Here is a 23,915-nt window from a genome sequence, read left to right on the forward strand (position 1 = left end):
ACTAATATATGCTGAATATTGGCACAAATTTTATCAATTATGACAGTTTATTTGTTTTTTCTGCCGGAATCAGAGGTAACGGATCTCTACGTGCATTTCGCCCTTTCCATCTGTCTCCATTACTGCATAGCTTGGACGGCGTCCCCGTTGTCTGGGATAAGCCAGACTTCCGGGATTTACCAGAAGCACACCTGCTTCCTTTTCAACAACCGGTACGTGGATATGTCCGAAAAAAGCCGCATTGCATCCCCTTGAGCGGGCAGCTTCTGCCAGCTGATCAAAGGCCATGGATACACCGTAGTAATGACCGTGAGTTACCAGAATCTTATTTTCCTCGACCTCGATCACATCTTCTCTCGGAAGATCCGAGAAAAAATCATTATTTCCGGACACAATACTGCAGGGACATTCTGCAAGGGCTTCGATATAAAATTCTCTGCCTTCCACATCTCCGCAATGTACCAGCATGTCAAAAGGAGCCTCCCGATTTATCGCGATCTCCAGGTTTTCATCTCTTCCGTGAGTATCGCTTACGATCAGCACCTTCATACAAGCTCTTCCTTTATAAGGCAAAGAGCTTTTCCACGATGGCTGATCCTGTTCTTTTCTTCCATGGAAAGCTCTGCGGAAGTACAGCCATATTCCGGAAGATAAAAGATCGGGTCATAGCCAAAGCCATTCTCCCCTTTTTCCTCGTAGCCGATGCGGCCTTCCATGGCAGCACGGACTGTCTTTCTTCTGCCATCCGGGAAAACTGCCGCAATAGCACATACAAAACGTGCAGTACGTTTCTCATCAGGTACACCTTCCAGACGCTGGATCAGGTTTGCGTTTTTAATATGATAAGAAGTATCCTCACCCATATAGCGTGCGGAATAGATTCCCGGCTCTTTGTTCAGATAGTCGATCTCCAGACCGGAATCATCTGCCAGAACGATCTCGCCAGTCATTTTACTGATTGCTTCTGCCTTGATCATGGCATTTTCTTCAAAGCTTTTTCCATTTTCATCAATATCCGCATGGATCCCGGCATCCTTCAGGGAAAGGATCTCCAGAGAAGGATCCGCAAGTATCCTTCGGATCTCCTTCATTTTATCCTCATTTCCGGTAGCAAAAATGATCTTTTTCATTCTTTAATACTTCCTTTCTTCGGCGGACGTGGTCCAAGAAACTGGTAATAGTAGGTTTTCATCATTCCGTTATAGATCTTACGGTTTTTATCTGCCTTTCGGCCGATGTCATTCTCTGCCTTGTCATAGGCAGTGATCAGATACATGGACCAGCGATCCAGCCCCTTATAGCTTTCACCGATCTCACGGTACAATGCAGGGAGATTGGATTTTTCTTCGATCCGCTCACCATATGGCGGATTTGTCACGATAAAACCAAAGGGTTTGGAATGGCGGAGTTCACTGACCGGGCGCTGCTGGAAATGGATCAGTCTGTCCACTCCTGCCATTTTTGCGTTGGCGCGTGCTGCCTTGATGGCAGCTGCATCGATATCAAAGCCCTGGATATCGGTTTCAATATCAAGATTTACACGTTCTCTGGCTTCTTCTCTTGCATCCTCCCAGCATTCCTTCGGGATCAGATGCTCCCAGCTCTCGGCCAGAAAATGACGGTTCAGTCCCGGCGCCATATCCGCTGCCATCATTGCCGCCTCAATAGGAAAGGTGCCGCTTCCGCAGAACGGATCGACAAGAATACGATCCTTTTTCCAGGGGGTGAGCATCAAAAGAGCGCTGGCAAGCGTCTCGGTGATAGGTGCCTTGACAGTCATCTGGCGATACCCTCTCTTATGGAGGGATACTCCTGAAGTGTCGATTCCGATCAGAGCTACGTCTTTCATAAAGGCCACACGGATAGGAAATTCCGGACCATCTTCCGGAAACCAGGAAATCCCGTAGATGCCTTTGAGACGCTCTACAATGGCTTTTTTCATAATGGACTGGATATCAGATGGACTAAAAAGCTTACTTTTGATGGAGTTTGCCTTGGCTACCCAGAATTTACCGTTTTTCGGTATGTAATTCTCCCATGGGAGGGCCTTGGTCTTTTCAAAAAGCTCATCAAAAGTCTCAGCCTTTACTTCGCCTATTTTCAGAAGCACACGTTCTGTGGTACGAAGGAACAGATTGGCGTCTGCCACACCCTGGGCATCAGCCTCAAAGGTTACTCTTCCGTCTTCCACCCTGGTCACTTCATAGCCAAGATCCAGTATTTCACGCTTCAGCACCGCCTCTGTTCCAAAATGACAGGGCGCCGTTAATTCCCACAGATTCATAAAGTGATCTCCCGTACTGTATTTCCTTCAAAATCTTTAATAGTAAAAATTCCGTTCTCAAGGATTGCATAGGTCGGCGGGTTACCTTCCTTTGGAATGGATACGGAACCTGGGTTCAGAAGGATATAATTCCCCATATTTTCTGCCTTCAGCACATGTGTATGGCCGTGGATCAGAATGTCTCCGTCCATCATCGGCGGAAGATTATCCTTATTATAGATATGACCGTGTGTGGCGTACATCGTTTTTCCTTCGATGGCAAGGATACAGTAATCTGCCATAACCGGGAAGTCCAGGACCATCTGATCCACCTCTGCCTCACAGTTTCCGCGTACTGCATAGATCTGGTTTTTTCTCTCATTTAAAAGGCGGATGACTTCCTTTGGTGCGTATTCCTTCGGAAGGTCATTTCTTGGTCCGTGATAAAGCAGATCTCCCAGAAGCACCAGTCTCTCCGCCTTCTCCTTGTCATATGCTTCAAGCATTTTCCGGCAGTAATATGCCGAACCATGTACATCGGACGCAAACATATATTTCATAAGCTTTTCTCCTTGTAATTTGTGTTGGTTTTTATCTCTGTTCTTTACATTATCATGATTTCCTTTAAAATACAAGATTTGTTACAGATATGCATTCGCAATCTATTTTGATATCGTCCGCTTTTTTTATCCGCGCACAAGATTTCTCCCTCTGTAGGCTGCAAATCCACCGATCACGGACCTGGTACGACAGCCCTGTCTTGCCAGGCTCCGGGCAGCCTGCATGCTGGCGCCGCCGCGGTCGCAGTAAAATATCAGCAGCTTATCTTTGGGAAAACGATATTTCTGATCCTGTTTTTTCTCAAGATATTCCTCCAGCTCTCTGTATGGAATATTTACCGCGTTCCGGACATGTCCCCTTCTGTAGGCGACAGGATCCCGGAGATCTATGATAACAGCGTCGCTGCGCTCCACATAATAATCCAGCATTTTTGCAGAGATAGTTTCGATCTGAAACATGGAAAAAATCTCCTCTTTTTGGTATATTATATGGAAGCTTCCGGGTGAATGTTCCCTTATATGTATTTAAGCGGGAAAAGCCATCTCTGACTTTTCCCGCTTTTCTTATCCTTTAATATCTGTCAGAGCCTCTGTCCTTCTCAGAATCATATTCATCGGAAATTTTGTTTCCGTAGCTGCTTTTGGAACTGTTTCTGGAAGAATTTCCCGAACTGTTCTTAGAGCTGTTTTTTCCGCAGTTTCTGGAAGCACTTTCCCCGTGATTTTTTCCTGCATAATTAGACTCATTTCTGTCTGTTTCGTAATTTTTCGCCATTTGAATTACCTCCTGATGAAGTTGATTTTACGGCTTTCCGAAGCTTTCTGCCGCTTTTTATTACAGGAAATAGTATCCCAAAAAGTTTGGAGATTATTCGCCAAAATCATATTGCTTTTTTTTCCAGTTTATATTATAATCATTCTTGTAAAAAGAATTTACCCTTCAAAAATTTTTTTTACATAACCCCTTATTTAATTATTTATACTCCCCTCGAAACACCCGGTAGCTCCCCTACCGGGTGTTTCTCTATACAAAAACAAGCCGCCGGATTGACGATCACAGTCGCTCCGGTAGCTTGTTTTTTATCCGTTGATCGGATTTACATGCACCATACAGTGCTTTACATCTTTGAATTTATTCTCGATCGTATGATGTACATTTTCCGCAATATCATGTGCATCAAAAAGGGAAATATTTCCATCTGCTGCGATTTCGATATCCACATACATCTTGGATCCGAAAAGACGGGTTTTAAGAAGGTCTACTCTTCTGACGCCCGGTACCTTGAGGATCTCTCTCTTCATGGATTCCTCCGTTTTTGCATCACAGGAATGATCTACCATCTTGTCAATGGCATCCCTGAAAATGTCGATCGATGCCTTGGCGATCATAACGCAGATCACGATACTGGCGATCGGGTCCAGGATCGGGTATCCCAGTCTTGCACCTAAAATACCGACAAACGCTCCGATAGAGGAAAGTGCATCTGAACGATGGTGCCATGCATCTGCCATCAGGGCTCCTGAATTGATCTTCTTTGCAGCACCTCTTGTATACCAGAACATCCACTCTTTTACCACAATGGATACCACTGCTGCAATCAGTGCAAGTGTTCCCGGAATGGCAATGGTTCCGCCGGATGTGCTTTTTACGATATCACGGGCACCGGTAATTCCGATCCCGAGACCAGTGACAAGCAGCATTCCTGCAAGGACAATGGAAGAAACACACTCCATTCTTTCATGTCCGTACTGGTGCTCTTTGTCCGATTTCTTTGTAGAAAGACGGACACCGATAATTACGATGAAGGTGCTTCCCACATCTGATGCAGAATGAATGGCATCCGAGATCATCGCTCCTGAATGTGCCACAATACCTGCGATCAGTTTAAATACAGATAATAAAAGGTTTACCAGAATACTGATCCCGGATACCTTCATTGCTGTCTGCTGTTCCCATGAAGCTGTTTTTTCTGTATCATGTATAATTGTTTTGTTTTCTGTGTGTTCCATAAACAGAATCTCCTTTTAAATATATGATCAGGTTCTTCTTATGGCACAACATTTTCCGTGAAAAAACCGGCGGTTCCTTCACTACTCGCTACAGTGCGATTTTCCGCCGGTGTTCTTTCTTTTCTGTATAGGGATATCCCAGCTTCTACCTTCTGTTCCATCCATATTTTGCAGTAAAAAAGACATACCTGCGAAACATACACTGTCCCGCAGATATGTCTGAAAGCAAAGTCACATTCTGCTTCACCTCATATTCCGTGAATGCAGGTTCTTTGCAATTACGTTTAAATCCATATCCGCTGCCGCTTCCTGCGGCCCGGCCCCATGCCTTCGATAAATATTTTCGATTCCGAAAAGCATCGCCTGCTCAGTTTGTACTGTTGATCTCGCATCCTGTTCGAATGTAATGCAGTGCAAAGAGAATTTTTACAGTCTTACGGGTCTCCCGCTTAACTTCTCAGAAAGGATACACCATATGCCCTCTGTTAGTCAAGCCAAAGTTTTTTATTTTACAGGTAGATATCTTCAACTTTCTGTTTATTCCATGTCTGGAAACATGCTTCGCACTGCACAGTTCTATATCAAATAATAGATCCTTAGTTGTTTGTCAAAAAACCGGGAGCGGATAAATCCGCTCCCGGTTAAGTCTACGATCTGTATTCAGTTGGAATGACTGATTATGCCTGCGGGCCAGCTGCAACGAGTGCTTTACCAGCTGCATTTCCTTCATATTTAGCAAAGTTCTTAACGAATCTTGCAGCAAGATCTTTAGCCTTTGTCTCCCACTCTGCAGCATCTGCATATGTGTCACGTGGGTCAAGGATTGCAGGATCTACGCCCGGAAGCTCTGTCGGAACCTCGAAGTTGAAGAATGGGATCTTCTTTGTCGGAGCTTTAAGGATAGATCCGTCAAGGATAGCATCGATGATACCACGAGTATCTTTGATGGAGATACGTTTTCCAGTTCCATTCCATCCTGTGTTAACGAGGTATGCTTTCGCACCGCTCTTCTCCATTCTCTTAACGAGCTCCTCAGCATATTTTGTCGGATGAAGCTCAAGGAATGCCTGTCCGAAGCATGCGGAGAATGTAGGAGTAGGCTCTGTGATTCCACGCTCTGTACCAGCAAGCTTAGCTGTGAATCCGGAAAGGAAGTAGTACTGTGTCTGCTCCGGTGTCAGGATAGATACTGGAGGAAGTACGCCGAATGCATCTGCGGACAGGAAGATAACCTCTTTCGCTGCCGGTGCAGAAGATACAGGGCGAACAATGTTCTCGATGTGGTTGATCGGATAAGAAACACGTGTGTTCTCTGTTACGCTCTTGTCAGCGAAGTCGATCTTGCCCTCAGCATCAAGTGTTACGTTCTCAAGAAGAGCGTTTCTCTTGATCGCATTGTAGATGTCCGGCTCAGACTCTTTGTCAAGGTTGATAACCTTAGCGTAGCATCCACCCTCGAAGTTGAATACTCCGTTGTCATCCCAGCCATGCTCGTCATCACCGATCAGAAGACGCTTAGGATCTGTGGAAAGTGTTGTCTTACCTGTTCCGGAAAGACCGAAGAAGATTGCTGTGTTCTCTCCGTTAAGGTCTGTGTTTGCAGAGCAGTGCATGGAAGCGATGCCCTTCAGCGGCAGATAGTAGTTCATCATGGAGAACATACCTTTCTTCATCTCTCCGCCGTACCATGTATTAACGATAACCTGCTCACGGCTTGTAATGTTGAACATTACAGCTGTCTCAGAGTTAAGTCCTAATTCTTTGTAGTTCTCAACTTTAGCCTTGGATGCGTTGTAAACAACGAAATCCGGCTCAAAGTTCTCAAGCTCCTCAGCTGTCGGCTGAATGAACATGTTTGTTACGAAGTGTGCCTGCCATGCAACCTCAACGATGAAACGGATAGCCATACGTGTGTCTTTGTTAGCTCCGCAGAATGCATCTACTACGAAAAGTTTCTTGTTGGAAAGCTCCTTCTTGGCAAGATCTTTAACTGCATTCCATGCTTCCTGAGTTGCCGGATGGTTATCGTTCTTGTACTCATCGGATGTCCACCAAACTGTGTCCTTGGAGTTCTCATCCATAACGATATATTTGTCTTTAGGGGAACGTCCTGTGTAGATACCTGTCATTACATTGACAGCACCAAGCTCACTGACCTGACCCTTCTCAAATCCTTCAAGCTCCGGTTTGGTCTCTTCCTCGAATAATACATCGTAAGAAGGATTGTACACGATCTCAGTTGTTCCGGTAATACCATACTTTGTTAAATCGATTTTTGCCATCTTAACATTTACCTCTCTTCTTTAATAGTAATTATGATAGCCACCTACTGCTGCAGGTTTTTGTCATCCTGCCATAGGAATTGGTCATTCCAACATCCCTATCCACAATTATACATAAATTGTACGTAAAAGCAACCAAAAAAATTCATTTTCCGCAAAAAAATGATAAATCTTTAACAGTGACGTTTTGGTACTGTCAGATTTTACTCCATCTATACTTGACTTTTTCAGAATAATGGCTACAATATATCTGATTATAGTTATTATATATATTTATAATAGCAACTATATGATTTTAATATATAGAAAGAAGTGATTTCTATGTCAGATATTCTGATCAAACGTAATCATATGGAAATCCCTTGGCACAACTACGTAAGTACCAGGAACAGCCAGCCCATTACCGAAGCTTCTCTTTCCGAAAAAGCTTCCCTGATCGGCCGTACAGGCATGATGCTTCTCTCCTGTGGGACCGGTGCCTGGCGGGTACGGAGTTCCATGAATACCTTGTCAGAAGCACTTGGTATCACCTGCTCCGCAGATATCGGACTGATGTCCATAAGCTACACCTGCTTTGACGGTGAGAGCAGTTTTTCCCATGCACTTAGTCTGACTACCACCGGCGTAAATACTTCCAGACTGAACAGGCTGGAACATTTTGTCAGTGATTTTCCTGCGGAGGGTATCCATATGAGCGGTGAAGCACTGCACAGTCAGTTAGATGAGATCGAGCGGATCCACGGGCTTTATTCCCCTGCCGCCCTGGGCCTGGCTTCTGCACTGGCCTGTGGTGCATTTACTTTTCTTCTGGGCGGTGGCCCGCTGGAAATGATCCTGGCTTTTGCAGGCGCAGGCATAGGAAACGCCATCCGCTGCAAGCTTGGCAAGCATCATTTTACTCTGTTTATGTGCATTGCAGTTTCTGTTTCCTCTGCCTGTCTTGTATATGCAGGATTCCTGAAGCTGGCAGAGCTTCTGTTCCACATTTCCGTCCAGCATGAGGCCGGGTACATCTGTTCCATGCTGTTTATCATTCCGGGCTTTCCGTTTATCACAAGCGGGATCGACCTTGCCAAGCTGGATATGCGTTCCGGTCTGGAACGACTGGCCTACGCCATTATTGTTGTAATGGTGGCTGCTGTCTCTGCCTGGCTGATGGCACTGCTTCTTCATCTGAAGCCTGTGGATTTCCTGCCTCTGGAGCTTTCGGCAGCTCAGAGGATCCTGTTCCGGCTTCTGGCAAGCTTCTGCGGGGTATTCGGCTTTTCGGTCATGTTCAACAGCCCTGTCCGTCTAGCCGCAGCTGCCGCCTTCATCGGCGCACTGTCCAACACTTTACGTCTGGAGCTTGTTGATCTTGCCGGTTTCCCACCTGCTGCCGCGGCTTTTTTCGGAGCACTGACAGCCGGACTTCTGGCCTCCCTCATCAAAACAAAAGTGGGATATCCCAGGATTTCCATTACCGTACCATCCATTGTGATCATGGTTCCCGGACTTTATCTCTACCGGGCGATCTACAATCTGGGGATCATGTCCCTGAATGTTTCCGCCTCCTGGTTTGCAGCTGCGATCCTGATCATCGTTGCTCTTCCCCTGGGCCTTATTTTCGCCAGGATCCTTACGGACAAAATGTTCCGCTACTGCACCTAATTGGCATACAAAAAGGACTGCTTTCTGTAGCTTCCGGTCATCAGCTATCCTTCTGATAACCGGAGCAATACAAAAGCAGTCCTTTTTTGTACATTCTATTTCATTACGATCTCATCCGCGATCCCGATCATTTTTTCCAGGCGGTCCGCAAATTTATGGATGGGGAGAAAAACGCCCAGTCCGTCATAACGTTTTCCACCATCCTCCACAGAATCCTGCCCATAATATACAAAGGCTCTTGGAAGCTTCTTCTGAATTGCCATCATGATATCCCATACAGCCGCATAGGCCTGTGCCTCCGTTTCCTTTTCCCTTACGCTGTCCGGAAGCTCATACACCAGCAGCACACCGATATGTTCGCCCATTTTGTACTCTTCTACTTCCATGGTATCTTCATCATAGGCATGGCGCTTCCGGTAGCCATACGCCAGATACATCTTTACGCCCTGCTTCTCCCTGTATATCCTGCGGAACCGGTCGTAATCCCTATCACTTACATGAATTCCCTTTTCCCGCAGAAAATTTCCTTTTTCATCTGTGAGAAATACCGGATTCTCCTGTCCATCTGCATTGAACCTGAACGGTGCCAGAAAAGAATTTCGCAGAAGATCAAACATACTGTTCTGGCAGATCGCCATAAGGAGAGCAGTCAGATCACGGTTTTTATATGCGTCCAGCAATGCATAGGCGAATTTTTCCGGAGGAAGATATCCGCATTCTATGTCTGTATCCGCATCCATGGATTCATAGAAGGTCTCAGTCAGCCGTCTGCACGCCTCCGGATCCTTCAGGATCTTTTCAAATAAAAGCTCTGCCTTTTCCTCTCTTGGGAATAATGTGCTGTTTTCCACAATTCCTCACCCTTTCTAATCTCTATGTTTACTGGAAAACATCAGAATAAAGCTGATCAGAAGCAAAACATCCGATACCCAGATTGCCGGGATCCCCAGCCTCATGGACAGATTTCCTCCGCCGCCGGCTCCAATGGCAAAAAAGAAAATTATCCCGAAATAATAAAGAGCCTGCTTCAGCTGTTCCGGACGTTTTTCACGACAATACACGGACAACGCCGCCGTGCCGCTTCGTAAATTTCCGATGCACATGGTGCTTGCATAGGAATAACCGCCCACCTTCCGGAAGGTCTGTACCTGCATGGCGCAGGAAAAGGATACCAGTACGGTTGCCAGCATATCCAATTCTCCCGGCATAAATCCCACCGCAAAAAGGATCAGGATCTCGATCAGCAGGATCATCTGCCTCCAGTGAAGTTTTTTTGCATATTTAAAGGTACTCTGGATCCGCTCCGCCGCTACAACACCAATGGCAAAGGCTAAAATAGGAAACAGATACCTTAAACCGTCTCCCCACTGTCCTGTCATAAAATTTTGGCTCATCAGAACCACGTTGCCTGTCTGGGCGTTGGAAAACACCTCATCTCTTGTAAAGTATGTGTAGGCATCCTGAAATCCGCCGGACATTGCCAGAAATACACTTGTGATAAAAGCTTCTGACATCTGCCGGTCTGCGCTCTGCAGCTTTCTGCCTCCTGAAACCACTCTAAATCACTCCTGTCATTGATTTTTTTCCTCGGGTGTATTATAGTTTGCTCAGAAGCAAATGTAAAAAGTATTATTAATATCGTAAACATATTAAAATCATATCACAGGATGGAGACAATATATGATCACTTACGACTACTACCGGATCTTTTATTATGTAGCCCAGTATAAGAGCTTTACCAAGGCAGCAAGAGCTCTTCACAACAATCAGCCAAATATCACCCGCTGTATGAACAACCTGGAGCAGGAGCTGAAATGTACGCTCTTTCTCCGCTCCAACAAGGGAATCGCACTTACACCGGAAGGCCGCCAGCTTTATGAACACGTTGCCCTGGCTTTTGAGCAGCTGTCCATCGGCGAGGAGGAAATCCGCCAGAACGGAGAGCTGGAGCATGGTCTGGTTTCCATCGGCGCCAGCGAAAATGCCCTGCGTCTGATCCTTCTGGAAAAGCTGGAGCTGTTCCGCGAGCAATATCCCCATGTTCGCCTGCGCCTCTTTAACCATTCTACTCCTCAGGCAGTACAGGCACTGAAAAATTATGCGGTGGATTTCGCTATTGTCACCACTCCGATCTCCATCCGCAAGCCTTTACAGAAAAAAAGTCTCCTGCGTTACCGGGAGATCCTTGTGTGTGGAAGCAAATATAAGGATCTGACCACTGCCCCCATCAGCATCCATGAGCTTCAGGACCTGCCCTTTGTAGGTCTTGCGGAAGGGACCAGCACCAGAGAAATGTATATGAATTACTTTATGGAAAACCGTGTTTCTTTTCATCCTGACATCGAGGCAGCAACTACAGACCAGGTCCTTCCCATGATCGTCCATAATCTGGGAATCGGCTTTTACCCGGAACCCCTTGCCCGGGAAGTGATCAATGACGGGAAGATTTTTGCCCTTCAGCTTAAAGAGCCGCTCCCCCAGAGGGAAGTCTGCCTAGTCACAAACAGCAGTACTACCATGAGTACTGCTGTCAAAAAAGCCATTGAATTTATTGTGTAAATCCCTGAGGCGGATCAGCCATTTATATTTATTGCTCTACTGTCCGCTCAATATGCATGGCAAGATAACCGATCTCGATAGGGTCCAGCTTTTTCCCAAGGCTTTTGCCCAGGCTCTCGCAGACATCCTCTGCGATCCTGTAGGATTCCGGATATTTTTCTTCTATATATTCATTCATATCCAGCTTCAGTGTCTCCCCTGTGGAGACACGGGCTACCATATATTTGATATGGTTCATCATACGGTTGTAGGATAGAGAGATCACATCGATCTTTCTTCCTGTGGCCATCTCGATCATGGCAATGCATTCCCGTACCGTTCTTGCTGTCTGCATGGCAACAGACACCTTTTCATCTCCAAGTGCTGAGTGAATATGAAGTGCCACATATCCCACCTCATGCTCGTCGATCTCAATATCCATCCGCTCCTTCAGGATCTTCTTCAATACCTCCGCCACCTTGAATTCGCTGTAAAAAAGCACCTTGATATCATCCGTCAGAGGATTGCTGATCTGCTCATGATTCCGGATACGTCCCACTGCAAAGGAAATATGATCAGCAAGGGGAAACAGGATCCTTCTGTCTATGGTATCCCCAAAGGTCTTCTCAGCTTCTCTCAATATCTCATCTGCGATCTCCAGAAATTCCGGTGCTACGCTCTTTGCCAGTTCTTTTGCTGAGCCACGTTCTGTCTCCTGAGCCAGCCTGTAAATAGTACAGTCTGCCGGAGCCTCAAAACGCTGGCTGACCTTCTTTCCAAATCCCACACCTTTTCCCAGAAGTACATATTCCTGGTTTTCTTCCATATTTATGGCAATGATGCCGTTATTGTTCAATACCTTGCTCACTCTGTACATCTTTTTCCCCACCATTTTTATATATCCTGCTGCTTTTCCACATTCCACCACTGTCTGCCCCGGATTTTCAGTCGACATTTTTGTCTGCAGCTGTTGATTTTCTTTATCGTAACAGAATCTTTCTTTTGTGTAAAGTCCTTCTGACAGACAGTTATTTTCTTTGCCACAGGAAAAGCGCGCCCGGGCATTAGGCGCGCTTTTCACAAAACCAATCTTCTATATTATTATTGCTGAAAAATTTCCTATTCTTCCACAGTCTCTACTGCGAACAGCGGCTCTCCTGCCTTGATCTCTCCATTGGCAAGAAGGCGTACTCTCTGATTATCCTCGATCTCTGTGCAAAGGATCGGAGAACATAAGGACGGAGCGTTTTCTGTAAGATACGGGATGTCAATCTTCATCAACGGCTCGCCTTTTTTTACATGCTGTCCCTGCTCTACCAGGATCTCGAAGCCTTTTCCTTCCAGTTTTACAGTGTCAATGCCGATATGGAGGAGCATAGGAAGATCTGTATCTGTCTGGAATCCGATGGCATGCTTTGTGTCAAAAATAAACTCTACCTCGCCGTCTTCCGGAGCACAGATCACCGGGTCCTTCGGTGTGACTACAGCACCCTCTCCCATCATTCCTTCCGCAAAGCCTTCATCCGGCGCTGTGGAAAGGTCTGCGGCGATACCGGTTACCGGGCTGTAGACAATCGCTGTTCTGAGAACCTTTTTCTCCGGCTGCGTGTTGGCTTCGGATGTCGGAGCTGTGTTCTGAGCAGCCTCACCTGTACTTTCTGCTGTACGCTCTGTATCAGACTGAGCCTGATTTTCCGCATTGTCTGATTCTGTCTCATTTGCACCTTCAAAATATTCATTCGGCGCTGTCTCCAGATAATCCTCCAGCTTGGATTTGATCACAGTTACCTGCGGACCGTAGATGATTTGCACGCCCTGACCTTTTTTCACGATTCCTCTGGAGCCTGTTGTTTTCAGAATGTCGTCGTTGACTCTTGCTGCATCATGGACGGTGATACGGAGTCTTGTTGCACAGCAGTCCACATCACTGATGTTTTTCTTTCCGCCAAGACCGGCTGTGATGGCTTCACTTACCGGATCTGCGGATGTGCTTCCTGCTGCTTCACCGGCTTTTCCGGCTTCTTTTCTCGCGTTTACATCTGCTTTTGTATAAAGCTTTGTTTCTGTGTCGTCATCCTCACGTCCCGGAGTCTTGAAGTTGAACTTTTTGATCAGGAAGGTGAAGATCACATAATAGAGAATAAAGTAAATGATACCTACCGGGATAATCCTGAGCCAGCTTGTCTTTGCATTTCCCTGAAGGATCCCGAACAGGAACAGATCAAGGAAACCGCCGGAAAAGGTAAGTCCTACTGCAATGTTCAGCATATGTGCGATCATATAAGCCGCGCCTGCAAGAACAACCTGTACCGCAAACAATGCAGGAGCTACAAACAGGAAAGAGAACTCCAGTGGCTCTGTGATTCCTGTAAGCATACATGCAAGGGCTGCAGAAAGAAGAAGTCCGCCTGCTGCTTTTTTCTTCTCAGGCTTTGCACAGCGGTACATGGCAAGAGCTGCTCCCGGAAGACCGAAGATCATGAAAATGAACTCTCCGGAAAAATATCTTGTTGCATCTGCGCTGAAATGCGCTACATTTGCGGAATCTGCAAGCTGGGCGAAAAAGATGTTCTGTCCGCCCTGTACCATCTGGCCTGCAACCTCCATAGTCCCGCCAACGGCTGTCTGCCAGAATGGCATATAAAATACGTGATGAAGTCCGAAGGGGATCAGCGCACGTTTGATAATACCGAAGATCAGAGTTCCGATATAGCCGCTGCCTGTTACAAGACCACCCAGAGCATAAATACCGTTCTGGACTACCGGCCATACGAAATACATCAGGATTCCCACAAACATATATACAATGGTGGAAATGATGGGCACAAATCTGGAACCACCGAAGAAGGAAAGTGCGTTTGGAAGCACGATCTTATGAAAACGGTTGTGCAAAGCTGCAACACCAAGGCCGACGATGATACCGCCAAACACACCCATCTGTAAGGACTGGATGCCGCAGACAGAGGTTACAGTACCTTCCAGAACGCTTTTTGCGATCTGTCCGTCTGCTGTGATCTTACCATTTACTACCAGCATACCATTGATGGCTACATTCATAACGAAGTAAGCGATCAGTGCAGAAAGAGCTGCTACCTCTTTCTCTTTTTTTGCCATACCGATGGCCACACCTACCGCAAAGATCAGCGGCAGGTTATCAAATACCGCGCTTCCGACTTTGTTCATAATGATCAGGAGTGCATGTAAAATCGTTCCGTCTCCCAGAATCTTCTGAAGTCCGTAGGTTGCAATGGTTGTTTCATTTGTGAAGGAACTGCCGAATCCAAGAAGCAGGCCTGCCACAGGAAGGATTGCTATGGGAAGCATAAAGGAACGTCCCACTCGCTGCAAAACTCCGAAAATCTTGTCTTTCATGTTTTCTCTCCTTTTTTTTCGACGTTTTGGAGCGGGAGTCTTTTAAGTGGGCAACAAAAAAAGACACCAACCCCCATAAACGTCAAATAATAACATTTATGACTGGTTAATGCCTGCTTATCAGTTACACACCAAATCTGAAATACACTATACGGGTTTTGTTCTTCTGTGTCAAGGAGTAATTTGATTTTTTCCCAAAAAGATATCTCCTCATATCACTATCCGCTCCGTTGCCAGCAATCCCTCGCGGAATATTACCTGTGAACAGCAGCCATATAGCCTCTATTCTCAGAAAGTATGCAGAAACGAAACAGACCGGAAATTCACTTATCTTGACTTTATTCTTACTTATGATAAGATGAACATAGAATGTCCGGCAGCAATGTTTTTTGCCCAGACAACACTATACATTTCATAAAAACGGAGGTACTTTTCCGATGAATACCATCAAGAAATTCATCCACTACTACGGCCCGTACAAAGCGGTCTTTTTTATTGACCTGATCTGTGCAGCCGTTATCAGTCTGGTAGATCTTGCTTATCCCCAGATTCTTCGTACTATGACAAAAACTCTCTTTACACAGGATAAGGATATTATTCTTCATGCCCTCCCTGTGATTGCAGCTTCTCTTTTTGTTATGTACATTGTGCAAAGTCTCTGCAAATATTATGTAACCTATCAGGGACATATGATGGGTGCAAAGATGGAACGTGATATGCGCCGGGAGCTTTTTGACCATTACCAGGAGCTGTCTTTTTCCTATTACAGCAGGAATAATTCCGGTCAGATGATGAGCAAGCTGGTCAGTGACCTTTTTGACATTTCCGAGTTTGCACATCATGGTCCTGAGAATCTTTTTATCTCTCTGGTAAAGATCGTCGGTGCTTTTATCTTCCTGTTCTTTATCAACAAGAAGCTTGCACTGCCGCTGATCCTCCTGGTGATCGTAATGTTTGTGTTTTCCTTCCGCCAGAATGCAAAAATGCAGGAAACCTTCATGGAAAACCGTCGTAAGATCGGAGATGTAAATGCCAGTCTTCAGGATACGCTTTCCGGAATCCGCGTGGTGCAGTCCTTCGCAAACGAGGACATCGAACGTGCCAAATTTAAGAAAAGCAATGAAGCGTTCCTTGTTTCCAAAAGAGATAATTATCACTGCATGGGAAGTTTCATGAGTTCCAATCTTTTCTTCCAGGGCATGATGTACCTGGTAACTCTTGTTTACGGCGGTTATCTGATCGCTCAGGGTGAAATGCAGACTGCAGATCTTGCCATGTATGCCCTGTATATCGGAATCTTTATCAGCCCCATTCAGATCCTGGTGGAACTTGTGGAAATGATGCAGAAGGGTCTTTCCGGTTTCCGCCGTTTCCTGGATGTGATGGAAACAGAATCCGAGATCAGGGATGCAGACAACGCTGCGGAGCTTACGGACGTGAAAGGACATGTGCGTTACGACCATGTTTCTTTTCATTATAGCGATGATGAAACTCCTGTGCTTTCCGATATCTCTATTGATATCCCGGCAGGAAAATCCATTGCCCTGGTGGGACCTTCCGGAAGCGGAAAAACCACGATCTGCTCTCTCCTGCCCAGATTTTATGATGTGACCGGCGGTTCCATTACTGTAGACGGAAAGGATATCCGCGGGCTGACTCTTAAGAGCCTTCGAAGCCAGATCGGTATGGTACAGCAGGATGTCTATCTTTTTGATGGAACCATCAAGGATAATATTGCCTACGGAAAGCCCGGAGCTTCCGATGAAGAGATCATCAAAGCCGCCAAATGTGCGAGTATCCATGACTTTATCATGGAGCTTCCGGATAAATACGACACTTATGTCGGAGAACGTGGCACACGCCTTTCCGGCGGACAGAAGCAGCGGATCTCCATTGCACGTGTATTCCTTAAGAATCCTCCGATCCTGATCCTGGATGAGGCCACCAGCGCTCTGGATAACGAAAGCGAACGTTGGATTCAGAAGAGTCTGGAGGAACTTTCAAAAAATCGTACTACCATTACGATCGCGCACCGGCTTTCTACGATCCGTGATGCGGATGAGATCATTGTGATCACAGAGGATGGTATCGCTGAACGCGGTACACATGCTGAGCTGCTTGAGAAGAATGGATTGTATGCTGCGTATTACAATATGTAAATAAGATACGAGGGAGGGTCATCTCAAAGTTGCGAAGCCCGAAGACCCTCCTAGCGTTGGGACGAAAAATGCTTTCGACAAGATGTGCGTCACAAACTGCGGAAAATCTGTTTCGGATGAGGGCGGCGTAGCGGGCTACGCCAACTGAATTCGGGACAGATTTTCCGCAGTTTGGGGCGTGCAGCTTGTTGGAATGATTTTTCGTCCCAGCGCTAAAGCTCCCACCCTCTTGGGCACGCCAGATTCATCAAGACAGAATGGGTTGAATGATGACTGTGACGTACGGACGTGGGAGGCGCTTCGCTGTCCCACTGGGATTATTATGGGATAAAAATAAAAGACCGCTGTATATCACAAATGATGTGGATATATGGCAGTCTTTTTTGTTTGTTACTTATTTTTCAAAAAATTCAGCAAATATTACAGCAGATAAACCGGAAGCTCATCCTTGATTCCTACCGGCTGGTTGTTGTCCGGCTCGTCTTTCTTTGGGGTGAGGAACTTGGCCTGAAGTTCATCAGCGTTTCCTCCACTGATCACATTCTGAGCTACGGTTCCTGTTGTGGTTTCTGCGGCGGCTGTTTTCTTAGCTGCAGTTTTTCGTGTTGTTGTCTTTCTGGTGGTGGTTTTCTTTGCTGTTGTTTTTGTTGTGGCTGCTTTCCTTGCTGTGGTCTTCTTTGCCGGAGCTTTCGCTGTGGTTTTCTTTTCGACTGTTTTTTCAGCAGCTTTCTCTCCTGTTTCTGTCTTTACTTCTGTCGGCTTTTCTGTCACTTTTACCTCTGTAACTTTCTCTTCTGTCTTTGCTGTTTTCTCTGCATTTACTGCTCTTGCGATGCTTGCTTTACCTACTGACACGATCCATTACCTCCTCTGCCAATGCTATGTATTCTTTTGCGCTGCGGCTGCTTTTTTTGAATTCCACAACCGGCTCGCTGCTGTCCTGTGACCATTCGATAGAGCTGTCCACACGGATAAAGGATTCGAAAAGATAGATTCCTTCCATCTCTTTCAAAGTCTCCATGGTCTGTTTGAAATAATTCTTTCTGGCATCTGCCTTGGTCACCACGATTCCCAGAACCTGAAGCGCCGGAGCGATCTCACGGACCTCATTCAGAAAATCAAACATATTTGCAAGCCCAAACATGCCCCACGGGCTGGCCTCCACTGGAACCAGAACGTAATCCGATGCACACAGGATATTCATCACCCAGCCGCCAAGAGTCGGCGGTGCATCGATGAGAATGTAATCATACACCCCGGAATCCTTGATCTTCTGCAGGCATTTCCGCAGGATAAATTCTCTCTGCCATTTCGTAAAAAGCTCATATTCCACGGAGCTCATCAGCGTAGACGACGGAACCAGATCCAGATTCTCATACTTCGTATGCACGATAAAATCGCTGAGATCCGACTGATGACCAATGGCATAGTAGAGATTTTTTTCCCCGGCAGCCATTTTCAGAACTTCTTCTTCATCAAAAAATGAAAGGGAAAGATTCAGCTGCATATCGCCGTCCACGAGAAGAACCTTCTTCCCCATACCGGCCAGTGCCGCACCTACATTGGAACAGCTGGTAGACTTCCCGCTGCCGCCCTTATTATTCGCAAAACAAATCGTCACTGTATTTCCCATCACAGCCTCCCGACAACACAAAATCGTAAATCACTAACTTTCCCTTATTATAATATAACGCTCTCCCAAAAACAAGCATATCCCCCATAAAACCACAAAATCTGGCAAAAAACTCTCACATAAAACAACAACAAAAAAAGAATCCTGTTGCGAAATAATTTCCTATACAAAAAGCAGCAGGCTTCAGATCTTTCCGAAAGCCTGCTGCTAAACTTCATTCATTTTTATTATTTTACGATAAAGGATTTTCTCTTACTTACAACATCGAAGATAACGGCTGCAAGAAGAACCATACCTTTGACAACCTTCTGGATATTCTGGTCAATACCCATGATACTCATACCAAGGTTCAGAACACCCATAAGGAGGGCACCAATGATAACACCGGGAACTGTACCGGTACCACCATAAGCAGAAGCACCACCGATGAAACATGCACCGATCGCATCCATCTCGAAGTTTGTACCTGCCTGTGGGTTGGATGAGTTCAGTCTGGCCATTGTCACCATACCTGCAATAGCTGCCAGAAGGCCCATATTCAGGTAAGCAAGGAAATAAACCTTGTTTGTGTCAATACCGGAAAGCTTTGTTGCCTTCTCATTACCGCCAACTGCATAAAAATAACGACCTGTTGTAGTCTTGGAAGCAATGTATGTATAAATTGCGATGATCACTGCAACCCAGAGAAGGGAATTCGGGATACCTTTGTACTGAGCAAGTCTGAACATGAATGCAAGAACAACTACACAGATCAGAACCATCTTCACTGCAACACCACCGAAAGACTCAACACTGTAGCCTTTTTTTGCACGGTCTGCACGGTTTTTCATAACAAGTGCAACATAGACGATGCAGACAATAATGCCAACTACAAAACATGTTCTGTTAAATCCTTCACCTCCACCAAGGAAGTCCGGAATATAGTTATTGAACAGAGCAAGATAAGCATCCGGCATCGGGGCCAGGGTCTGTCCTTCCAGAACTACGTTGGAAAGGCCACGAAAAGCAAGCATACCTGCCAGAGTAACAATAAATGGAGGAATTCGTACATAAGCGATCCAGAATCCCTGCCATGCACCAATGGCAATACCCACAAGAAGCATCACGATCATAGTGAGATACGGGTTCATACTGTTGAGAACCATCATCTTACCACCGACAGCAGCAACAAAGCATACAACAGAACCAACTGACAGATCGATGTTACCACCTGTTAAAATACAGAACAGCATACCGGTTGCAAGAATAAATACATATGCATTCTGGGCTACCAGGTTATTTACATTCTGCGGAAGAAGCATAACGCCCTTTGTGTTCACAGAAAACATGATCACAACAAATACCAGAACAATGACCATGGTATATTTTTTTAATATTTCTGAAAAACTAATCTTTTTCTCCATCTTCTTACTCTCCTTTACCTGACTTCACGATCCTGGACATGATCAGCTCAGATGTAGCTTCCTCACCACTTACCTCACCTACGAATCTGCCCTCGTTCATGATATAGATTCTGTCTGACATTCCAAGCACTTCCGGAAGCTCAGAAGAGATCATGATCACAGATTTTCCTGCTGCGACCAGGTCATTGATGATACAGTAGATTTCATATTTGGCACCTACGTCAATACCTCTTGTAGGTTCATCCAAGATCAGAATATCCGGCTCTGCAAACATCCATTTTGCAAGAAGGACCTTCTGCTGATTACCACCGCTCAGGTTTCCGACATTCTGCTCAACTGTCGGACACTTGGTTTTCAGTTTCTTCCTGTATTCCTCAGCAACTGCGTATTCTTTATCCGTATCGATCACTTTTCCATTACTGATACCGGACATGTTTGCAAGCGTAGTGTTCATCTTTATGGACTTGGAAAGGATCAGCCCGTTTCCTTTTCGATCCTCTGTAACATAAGCAAGCTTGTTGTCGATGGCTTCCTGAACTGTATTCAGCTTCACTTCTTTTCCGTTCATGAACACCTGTCCAGAAATTTTAGTTCCATAGCTCTTGCCAAAAATACTCATAGCCAGTTCTGTACGTCCTGCTCCCATCAGTCCTGAAATACCGACAACCTCTCCTTTATGTACTTTAAAGGATACGTTATTTACCACCTTACGTTCTGTATACAGCGGATGATAAACATTCCAGTTTTTAATCTCCATGGAAACATCGCCGATCTTTACATTTGGACGTTTCGGGAACCGGTCTGTCATCTCACGTCCAACCATTCCCTGAATGATCCTCTGCTCAGAAAAATCGTCTTTATTTTTATCCAGTGTTTCAATGGTAGATCCATCTCGGATAACTGTGATCTTATCTGCTACATAGGAGATTTCATTTAATTTATGGGAAATGATGATAGAGGTCATTCCCTGCTTCTTGAATTTCAGAAGAAGATCCAGAAGAGCTTTGGAGTCATCTTCATTCAGTGATGCGGTAGGCTCATCCAGAATGAGCAGCTTTGCATTCTTTGCAAGTGCCTTTGCGATCTCAACCAGCTGCTGCTTACCTACACCAATATCCTTGATCAAAGTTCTGGAGGATTCCTCCAGTCCTACTATTTTCAAATATTTATCTGCTTCTCCATAAGTTTCATTCCAGTTGATGGAAAAGCTTTTGCCTCTTTCATTACCCAGATACATGTTCTCCCCGATAGTCATGTACGGGATCAGAGCAAGTTCCTGGTGGATGATTACAATTCCTTTATGTTCACTGTCTTTGATAGTGTTAAACTTACAGATCTCACCATCATAAATAATATTTCCTTCATACGAACCGTACGGATAAATACCACTTAATACATTCATCAATGTAGATTTACCGGCACCGTTTTCACCTACCAGTGCGTGGATCTCGCCTTCCTCGACCTGGAGATTAACATTATCCAGTGCCTTTACACCTGGGAAAGTTTTGGTGATATTTTTCATTTCCAGAAGTATCTTAGCCAACTCAATTTCCCTCCCTTTCCACTGTTCATGCAGGCGGTTATATTCCCCGCCTGCATGTGATAAATTTCTTTCTTAAAAATTCTGATTATTTGATCTGATCCTCTGTGTAGTATCCGGAGTCGATCAGGATCTCTTTGTAGTTATCTGTTGTAACAACAACCGGATCGCAAAGGTATGTCGGGATGACACCGGTTCCGTTATCATAGGATTTTGTATCGTTCACTTCCGGCTCCTCACCTTTCATGATGGAGTCAACCATTTTTACTACTGCAGATGCAAGAGCTCTTGTATCTTTGAATACAGACATTGCCTGTTTTCCTGCTACAAGGTTCTTAACGTTTGGTGTGTCACAGTCCTGACCAGTAATGATCGGATATTCTCCTGTGTAGGAAGCTGCCAGTGCATTCTCAACACCAAGGGCTGTGGAATCGTTGGAGCAGAGAACTGCGTCAAGATTTGTTCCGTCAGAGTAGTTACCTGCGATGATAGTATCCATTCTGTCCTGTGCTTTTGCACTGTCCCAGTTAGCTGTAGCAACCTGCTCGAACTCTGTCTGACCGGATTTTACTACCAGCTTACCGTCATCGATGTATTTCTGGAGAACATCCATTGCACCACCGAAGAAGAAGTTACAGTTGTTATCGCCAGGATCTCCTGTGAACAGCTCAATATTGAATGGTCCGTCCTGATTGTCAAGATCCAGTGCATCTACCAGGTACTCGCCCTGTTTCTGACCTACTTTGTAGTTATCAAATGTTGCATAATAGGTTACTGCATCGGAATTCATAAGAAGACGGTCATAAGAGATAACCGGAATTCCTTTTTCTTTGGCCTGTTTCAGAGGCTCGCCAAGGCTGCTTCCATCGATGGATGCCACAACCAGAAGGTCACATCCGTTTGCTACCTGGTTCTCAAGCTGGGAAACCTGTGTGCTTACATCATTGGATGCATACTGAAGGTCTACCTCATATCCTGCTGCCTCCAGCTCTTTCTTCATGTTATCGCCATCCTGGTTCCATCTCTGGAGATCCTTGGTCGGCATGGTAACACCGATCAGTTTCTTGTCTGCTGCCTGTGCTGTTGCTGCCGGAACTACCACCATACCAGCTACCATTGTTGCGCAAAGAAGTGCAGATACCATTTTTCTTTTCATTGTAAAATCCTCCGTTTCATTATTTGTTTTTGGAATCACGTTTCCTTCGATGATGTTACTATAGCACAGGACTGTCTGGACATAGTTGGCAAGGACAGAGACATTTTTTTGCAAAAGAAAAATGCCCTGCATCAGGCAAGACATTTTTGCACCAAAAATCTGCTATTGATTTTTGTCATAATTGTGTATTATTGCGCATATGGATACACTGCCACATTACTTGCAGAATTTTACTGCCACATATATGCCGGTATGCAATCTGTTCTGCATTACTCTGTATCGTAATCTATATTGAGATATACTTCATCTCGTCTGTGGAAACCGCCGTCAATGATCACCTCATCAATATTATCCCTTGTAACGGCAACCGGTTCCAGCACCTTCGCCGGGATATCGTAGCTTCCATCGTTCATGGTATCTGTCACATCTGACGAAATCTTTCCCTCTTCTGCCATCTTCACCGCATATTCAGCTGCCTGGCGTGCCAGATCTTCGATAGATTTAAATGCTGTCATGTACTGGGTTCCTTCCACAATACGCTGACATGCAGCCAGATCACCATCCTGGCCTACCACGATCACCTGTCCGGCAAGCTGGTTTTCCGCAAGAATCTGTATCACCTGGCTGGCAATATCATCATTTCCGCACATGATTCCCTTTACATCAGGATACTCTTCCAGTGCTTCCTCCACATAATCTGCTGCCAGCTCCGCGACCCAGCCCTCACAGTTGGCTTCGTAAACCACCTTCAGATCACTGTTTTTCAGAGTGTCTTCAAATCCCTCTTTTACCATGTCCACATTGTTATCTGAAGCAGATCCCTGGATCATAAAAATCTTTCCGCCATCAGGGATCGCTTCCATCATGGACTGTGCCATAACCTCTCCGACTTTCCGGTTATCAAAGGAAATATACATGTCTGTATCCGCATCATTTACCATGCGGTCATAGGAGATCACCCTGATTCCTGCATTGTGGGCACGCTCCACAGCCTCAGATAATGCTTTGCAGTCTCTGGCAATGATCACGATCACGTCCATATGCTTCTTGATAAAATAGTCAATCTGGCTGATCTGCTCTTTTGTATCTGCTCCCGCATCCTGAACATTCACTTCCGCTCCCAGCTCCCTTGCTGTTGCCACGAATACATCCCTGTCACGAATCCACCTCTCAATAACAAAAGAATCCACTGTAAGACCGATCTGAATTTTCTTTTCACCACTGTCTTCCTCTGTATCGTTTTCCTGTGCAGCTGTCTGCTTTGTTTTTTCGGAAGCGCAGCCATTCAGCATCAATGTCAACAGACACAGCAAGATCAACAGCTTCCTGATCATTTTCCCCCCGCTCAT

At 45.5% G+C, this 23,915-nt stretch carries 22 protein-coding genes and 1 riboswitch; of the genes, 3 read left to right on the forward strand and 19 right to left on the reverse strand.

What is annotated here, in order from left to right; genetic code table 11:
- Positions 1 to 69: 69 nt before the first annotated feature.
- The 8 genes from BLP57_RS06500 to pckA form a co-directional block, all read right to left on the reverse strand.
- Positions 70 to 549 (reverse strand): metallophosphoesterase family protein, encoded by a 480-nt coding sequence (locus BLP57_RS06500; protein WP_015526016.1) that lies wholly within the window; start codon positions 547 to 549, stop codon positions 70 to 72.
- The gene (locus tag BLP57_RS06505) at positions 546 to 1,130 is read right to left on the reverse strand and encodes an XTP/dITP diphosphatase (protein ID WP_015526017.1); all 585 of its coding nucleotides are present in this window, start codon (positions 1,128 to 1,130) and stop codon (positions 546 to 548) included. Before BLP57_RS06505 ends, BLP57_RS06500 begins: the two co-directional genes overlap by 4 nt.
- A complete protein-coding gene (locus BLP57_RS06510) occupies positions 1,127 to 2,284 on the reverse strand; it encodes a THUMP domain-containing class I SAM-dependent RNA methyltransferase (protein ID WP_015526018.1) in 1,158 nt (385 codons plus the stop codon). Before BLP57_RS06510 ends, BLP57_RS06505 begins: the two co-directional genes overlap by 4 nt.
- On the reverse strand, positions 2,281 to 2,823 hold the full coding sequence (gene yfcE / locus BLP57_RS06515) for a phosphodiesterase (protein ID WP_022426532.1): 543 nt from the start codon (positions 2,821 to 2,823) through the stop codon (positions 2,281 to 2,283). The genes BLP57_RS06510 and yfcE overlap by 4 nt, the downstream gene beginning before the upstream one ends.
- Before the next feature lie 126 nt (positions 2,824 to 2,949).
- On the reverse strand, positions 2,950 to 3,282 hold the full coding sequence (locus tag BLP57_RS06520) for a rhodanese-like domain-containing protein (RefSeq protein WP_092070200.1): 333 nt from the start codon (positions 3,280 to 3,282) through the stop codon (positions 2,950 to 2,952).
- Between the two features lie 112 nt (positions 3,283 to 3,394).
- Positions 3,395 to 3,598 carry a hypothetical protein gene (locus BLP57_RS06525; protein WP_022426534.1) on the reverse strand — a complete coding sequence of 68 codons (204 nt, stop codon included), beginning with the start codon at positions 3,596 to 3,598 and terminating at the stop codon, positions 3,395 to 3,397.
- 305 nt (positions 3,599 to 3,903) lie between these two features.
- A complete protein-coding gene (locus BLP57_RS06530; protein WP_059086782.1) occupies positions 3,904 to 4,833 on the reverse strand; it encodes a cation diffusion facilitator family transporter in 930 nt (309 codons plus the stop codon).
- A 200-nt stretch (positions 4,834 to 5,033) separates the two neighbouring features.
- Positions 5,034 to 5,214: riboswitch (NiCo riboswitch) on the reverse strand.
- 296 nt (positions 5,215 to 5,510) lie between these two features.
- Positions 5,511 to 7,115 carry a phosphoenolpyruvate carboxykinase (ATP) gene (gene pckA / locus BLP57_RS06535; RefSeq protein ID WP_059086781.1) on the reverse strand — a complete coding sequence of 535 codons (1,605 nt, stop codon included), beginning with the start codon at positions 7,113 to 7,115 and terminating at the stop codon, positions 5,511 to 5,513.
- A 321-nt stretch (positions 7,116 to 7,436) separates the two neighbouring features.
- Between pckA and BLP57_RS06540 the strand changes: the two genes are divergently transcribed.
- A complete protein-coding gene (locus BLP57_RS06540; RefSeq protein WP_059086780.1) occupies positions 7,437 to 8,765 on the forward strand; it encodes a threonine/serine ThrE exporter family protein in 1,329 nt (442 codons plus the stop codon).
- 95 nt (positions 8,766 to 8,860) lie between these two features.
- Here the strand turns inward: BLP57_RS06540 and BLP57_RS06545 are convergent, their stop codons facing one another.
- Both BLP57_RS06545 and BLP57_RS06550 read right to left on the reverse strand, forming a co-directional pair.
- A complete protein-coding gene (locus BLP57_RS06545; RefSeq protein WP_173739789.1) occupies positions 8,861 to 9,616 on the reverse strand; it encodes a DUF4866 domain-containing protein in 756 nt (251 codons plus the stop codon).
- Positions 9,617 to 9,631: 15 nt separating this feature from the next.
- Positions 9,632 to 10,279, reverse strand: coding sequence for a YoaK family protein (locus BLP57_RS06550; protein WP_092070292.1), 648 nt, complete (start codon positions 10,277 to 10,279; stop codon positions 9,632 to 9,634).
- 166 nt (positions 10,280 to 10,445) lie between these two features.
- Here BLP57_RS06550 and BLP57_RS06555 point away from each other — a divergent pair, with 166 nt between their 5' ends.
- Positions 10,446 to 11,324 (forward strand): LysR family transcriptional regulator, encoded by an 879-nt coding sequence (locus BLP57_RS06555; protein WP_092070206.1) that lies wholly within the window; start codon positions 10,446 to 10,448, stop codon positions 11,322 to 11,324.
- 28 nt (positions 11,325 to 11,352) lie between these two features.
- On the opposite strand, the gene BLP57_RS06560 is transcribed toward BLP57_RS06555, so the two are convergent.
- Both BLP57_RS06560 and BLP57_RS06565 read right to left on the reverse strand, forming a co-directional pair.
- Entirely contained in the window at positions 11,353 to 12,180 is an 828-nt protein-coding gene (locus tag BLP57_RS06560) for a PRD domain-containing protein (protein ID WP_092070295.1), read from the reverse strand.
- A 242-nt stretch (positions 12,181 to 12,422) separates the two neighbouring features.
- Positions 12,423 to 14,675 carry a PTS transporter subunit IIABC gene (locus tag BLP57_RS06565; protein WP_092070209.1) on the reverse strand — a complete coding sequence of 751 codons (2,253 nt, stop codon included), beginning with the start codon at positions 14,673 to 14,675 and terminating at the stop codon, positions 12,423 to 12,425.
- Between the two features lie 437 nt (positions 14,676 to 15,112).
- On the opposite strand from BLP57_RS06565, the gene BLP57_RS06570 reads away from it, so the two are divergent.
- Positions 15,113 to 16,834 carry an ABC transporter ATP-binding protein gene (locus tag BLP57_RS06570; protein WP_092070213.1) on the forward strand — a complete coding sequence of 574 codons (1,722 nt, stop codon included), beginning with the start codon at positions 15,113 to 15,115 and terminating at the stop codon, positions 16,832 to 16,834.
- Here the strand turns inward: BLP57_RS06570 and BLP57_RS18850 are convergent.
- The 7 genes from BLP57_RS18850 to BLP57_RS06600 form a co-directional block, all read right to left on the reverse strand.
- Positions 16,749 to 17,078 (reverse strand): DUF6783 domain-containing protein, encoded by a 330-nt coding sequence (locus tag BLP57_RS18850; RefSeq protein WP_442855615.1) that lies wholly within the window; start codon positions 17,076 to 17,078, stop codon positions 16,749 to 16,751. The genes BLP57_RS06570 and BLP57_RS18850 overlap by 86 nt on opposite strands.
- Before the next feature lie 176 nt (positions 17,079 to 17,254).
- Entirely contained in the window at positions 17,255 to 17,689 is a 435-nt protein-coding gene (locus BLP57_RS06575; protein ID WP_092070216.1) for a hypothetical protein, read from the reverse strand.
- Entirely contained in the window at positions 17,676 to 18,467 is a 792-nt protein-coding gene (locus BLP57_RS06580) for a ParA family protein (RefSeq protein ID WP_092070221.1), read from the reverse strand. The genes BLP57_RS06575 and BLP57_RS06580 overlap by 14 nt, the downstream gene beginning before the upstream one ends.
- 227 nt (positions 18,468 to 18,694) lie before the next feature.
- Positions 18,695 to 19,870, reverse strand: coding sequence for a multiple monosaccharide ABC transporter permease (gene mmsB / locus BLP57_RS06585; protein ID WP_092070224.1), 1,176 nt, complete (start codon positions 19,868 to 19,870; stop codon positions 18,695 to 18,697).
- A 4-nt stretch (positions 19,871 to 19,874) separates the two neighbouring features.
- Complete coding sequence (gene mmsA / locus BLP57_RS06590) at positions 19,875 to 21,413, reverse strand: multiple monosaccharide ABC transporter ATP-binding protein (RefSeq protein ID WP_092070227.1); 1,539 nt, start codon at positions 21,411 to 21,413, stop codon at positions 19,875 to 19,877.
- An 85-nt stretch (positions 21,414 to 21,498) separates the two neighbouring features.
- The gene (gene chvE, locus BLP57_RS06595) at positions 21,499 to 22,527 is read right to left on the reverse strand and encodes a multiple monosaccharide ABC transporter substrate-binding protein (protein ID WP_227588556.1); all 1,029 of its coding nucleotides are present in this window, start codon (positions 22,525 to 22,527) and stop codon (positions 21,499 to 21,501) included.
- 308 nt (positions 22,528 to 22,835) lie between these two features.
- Complete coding sequence (locus BLP57_RS06600; protein ID WP_412209745.1) at positions 22,836 to 23,915, reverse strand: sugar ABC transporter substrate-binding protein; 1,080 nt, start codon at positions 23,913 to 23,915, stop codon at positions 22,836 to 22,838.

The sequence above is a fragment of the Blautia sp. SF-50 genome (assembly GCF_900101315.1).
In the GTDB taxonomy this organism is placed as follows: domain Bacteria; phylum Bacillota; class Clostridia; order Lachnospirales; family Lachnospiraceae; genus Blautia_A; species Blautia_A fusiformis.